This window comes from Azospirillum sp. B4, from assembly GCF_000333275.1.
In the GTDB taxonomy this organism is placed as follows: Bacteria; Pseudomonadota; Alphaproteobacteria; order Azospirillales; family Azospirillaceae; genus Nitrospirillum.
Genome location: NZ_BACU01000530.1, coordinates 1 through 3,693, shown reverse-complemented (window position 1 = coordinate 3,693; position 3,693 = coordinate 1). Strand labels below are relative to the sequence as shown.

3 protein-coding genes are annotated in these 3,693 nt (G+C 68.1%); all 3 read right to left on the bottom strand.

Features of this window, described 5'->3' with window-relative positions; translation table 11 throughout:
• Positions 1-1,267: efflux RND transporter permease subunit (locus tag I55_RS23740; protein WP_044563110.1), on the bottom strand; the 1,267-nt coding region annotated here is incomplete at its 3' end.
• 6 nt (positions 1,268-1,273) lie between these two features.
• Positions 1,274-2,440, bottom strand: coding sequence for an efflux RND transporter periplasmic adaptor subunit (locus tag I55_RS23735; RefSeq protein ID WP_252181289.1), 1,167 nt, complete (start codon positions 2,438-2,440; stop codon positions 1,274-1,276).
• 182 nt (positions 2,441-2,622) lie between these two features.
• The coding region (locus tag I55_RS23730; protein WP_044563108.1) for an MFS transporter at positions 2,623-3,693 on the bottom strand (1,071 nt) is incomplete at its 5' end.

Below are 3,693 nucleotides of genomic sequence, written 5' to 3'. Positions count from 1 at the left end.
CGCGCATGATGCGCTCCACGTTTTCCACCACGACGATGGCGTCGTCGACCAATAGGCCGATGGCCAGCACCATGGCGAACAGGGTCAGGGTGTTGATGGAATATCCCGCGATGGACAGCACGCCGAAGGTGCCCAGCAGCACCACCGGCACGGCGATGGCCGGGATCAGCACGGCCCGCCAGCTTTGCAGGAAGACGAACATGACGATGACCACGAGGATGACGGCCTCGATCAGCGTCTTGATCACCTCATGGATGGACAGCTTCACGAACGCGGTGCTGTCGCGGGGATAGGCGATCTTGTAGCCGGCGGGGAAGGTCTTGGCCATCGCCTCCACCTTGGCCTTCACGGCCGCGGCTGTCTTCATGGCGTTGGCGCCGGAGGCCAGCTGCAGGGCCATGCCCGAGGCCGGGTGGCCGTTCAGCCGGGTGCTGACGCTGTAATCCTCATTGCCCAGTTCCACCCGCGCCACGTCGCTCAGGTGCACGGTGGCGCCGTCGGTCAGCGTCTTGACGATGATGGCGCGGAACTGGTCGGGTGTCTGCAGCCGCGACATGGCGGTGACGGTGGCGTTCAGCTGTTGGGTGTCGGCCGATGGGCGGGCGCCGATCTCACCGGCCGTCACCTGCGTGTTCTGCTCGGTGATGGCGGTTTCGATGTCGGACGGCATCAGCCCGTAGCTGTGCAGCTTGTGCGGGTCCAGCCAGATGCGCATGGCATATTGCGATCCGAAGACGCGGGTAGAGCCCACGCCGTTCACGCGGCTCAGCGTGTCCTGCAGGTTGCTGACCAGGAAGTCGGCGACGTCGGCGCTGGTGGCCTTGTCCGTTTCGTCATAGACCGCGACGACCATCAGGAAGTCGGTCTGCGCCTTGGCGACGGTGATGCCCTGCTGCTGCACCTGGGTGGGCAGGCGGCTGGTGGCCTGCGACACCTTGTTCTGCACCTGCACCTGGGCCGTGTCGGGGTTGGTGCCCTGCTCGAAGGTGACGTTGATGCTGGCGTCGCCGTCGGAGCTGCTGCTGGAACTGAAGTACAGCAGGTGGTCGATGCCGGTCAGCTGCTGTTCCAGCACCTGCACCACGCTGCTCTCCACCGCCTCGGCCGAGGCCCCGGGGTAGCTGGCGCTGATGGAGACGGAGGGCGGGGCGATGTCCGGGTATTGCGACACCGGCAGCGTGAAGATGGCCAGCACGCCGAACAGCATGATGACGATGGCGATGACCCAGGCGAAGATGGGCCGGTCGATGAAATAGCGGGCGAACATGGCGCGTTATTTCCCGTTGCCGGAGGAACCGGTGGCGGGGGCGGCGCCCGCCTCCACCTGCACGGGCGTCACCGTCTGCCCGGCCTTCACCTTGGCCGTGCCTTCCACGATCAGCCGGTCGCCGTCGTTCAGGCCCTTGGTCACCAGCCACTTGTCGCCCACCGTGCGGTCCACGGTCAGCGTGCGCTGCTCCACCTTGTTGTCAGCGGTCACCACCAGGGCGACGGGCTCACTCTTGGGGTTGCGGGTGACGCCCTGCTGCGGCGCCAGGATGGCGTTGGGCATCACCCCCTGCTCCACCAGGGTGCGCACGTACATGCCGGGCAGCAGCATCTCCTGCGGGTTGGGGAATTGGGCGCGCAGGGTGACGGCGCCGGACTCCTGGTCCACCGACACCTCGGCGAACTTCAGCGTGCCGGGCGTGCCGTATTCCATGCCGTCCTCCAGCTTCAGCGTCACCTGGGCGCTGGCCTGGCTGAGCCCGCCCGACGCCAGGCGGCGCTTCAGCGACGTCATCTCCATGCTGGACTGGGTGATGTCGACGTAGATGGGGTCCAACTGGGTGATGGTGGCCAGCGCCGTCGTCTGGTCCGCCGTCACCAAGGCCCCCTCCGTTATCGAGGAACGGCCGATGCGCCCGCTGATCGGCGCCGTGATGCGGGTGTAATCCAGGTTGACCTTGGCCGCTTTCAGCGCCGCCTTGTCGGCGATCACCGTGGCCAGGCCCTGCTGATAGGCGGCGCGGGCGTCGTCGTAGTCCTGCTTGCTGACACCCTCGACCTTCACCAGCTCGCCATAGCGTTCGGCCTTGGATTTCAGGCTGATCAGGTTGGCCTCGGCATTGGCGAGCGTGCCCTGGGCCTGCTCATACGTCGCCTCATAGGGCGCCGGGTCGATCTGGTACAGCAACTGGCCCGCCTTGACGGTGGCCCCTTCCTCGAACAGGCGCTGCTTGATGATGCCGGCCACCTGGGGCCGCACGTCGGAGACACGGTAGGAGGAGGTGCGGCCGGCCAGTTCCGCCCGCAGGGGCACCGCCTGGGGATGCAGGGTGACGACGCCCACCTGTTGCGGCGGTGGCGGCGCCTGCTCCTGCTTTTTCTGGCACGCGGTCAGGGCCAACAGGGCCAGCCCCGCGCACAGGGGGGCGAAGGCGGTCAATCGCTTCAACATCTCGGTCGTCATCCTGACGGTTACGGCGGCCACTTGCGGTTGCCCAGACGGCCTGGGCACATCCGAACAAGATAGCAAAGTGTCCGATAATTCCGAGATGGGTTAGCCAACTTTTGTGGAGAATATGTGGAGGGCCGGTCCACGCGGCGTGGCCGACCCTCGCAACCCTCCTATGCTGGCCCTCAGCCGCAGGCGGCTTCCGCGACCTTCAGGCTGGCAGCCCGCCGGTCCTGCCCCCAGCCCAGCAGCGCCAGCAGCAGGCCGCCCAAGGCCACGGTGGCGCCGGCAAAGGCCACGGCCTCATACCCGAATCCGCCATCGATCACCAGGCCCCCCAGGAAGGCGCCGCCGGCGTTGCCCAGGTTGAAGGCGCCGATGTTGAGCGACGCCGCCAGGTTGGGCGCGTCCCCTGCCTTTTCCAGCACCCGCATCTGCAGGGGCGGCACGGTGGCGAAGGCGGCGACACCCCAGGCGAACAGGGTGGCGACAGCGGCGACCGGGCTGTGCATGGTGGCGGCGAAGCCGGCCATGATCACGCCCAAGAGCACCAGCACGCCCACCAGGGTGGGCATCAGCGCCCGGTCGGCCAGGCGACCGCCCAGCCAATTGCCCACGGTCAGACCCAGGCCGAAGACCAGCAGCGCGCTGGTGACGGCGGTGGGCGACAGGCCGGCCGCGTGCTCCAGGATGGGCGTGATGTAGGTGAAGACGGCGAAGACGCCGCCGAAGCCCAGCACCGTGGTGGCCAGCGCCACCAGCACGGCCGGCCGCTTCAGCACCGCGACCTCGGATGCCATGCCGCCCTGCTCGGACGCCGCCACCGGCGGCACCAGCGCGGCCACGGCCAGCGCCGCGACCAGCCCCAGGCCGGCCACCGCCCAGAAGGTGGCGCGCCAGCCGAAATTCTGGCCGATCAGGGTACCCAGCGGCACGCCCAGGATGTTGGCCAGGGTCAGGCCGGTGAACATCAGCGCGATGGCGCTGGCCCGCCGCTCCGCCGGCACCAGGCTGGCCGCGACGACGGAACCGATGCCGAAGAAGGAACCGTGGGTGAAGCTGGCGACGATGCGCGCCACCATCAACAAGCTGTAGCTTGAGGAGACGGCGGCCAGGACGTTGCCGACGATGAACAGGCCCATCAGCCCGATCAGCAGGGTCTTGCGCGGCAGGCGGCCGGTGGTCAGCGTCAGGATGGGGGCGCCCACCACCACGCCCAGGGCGTAGCCGGAGATGAGCAGGCCCGCCACGGGGAT

Excerpts from the sequence above, each read along its gene's own strand:
- I55_RS23735 (WP_252181289.1), bottom strand. The coding sequence starts at position 2,440 with ATGTTGAAGCGATTGACCGCCTTCGCCCCCCTGTGCGCGGGGCTGGCC.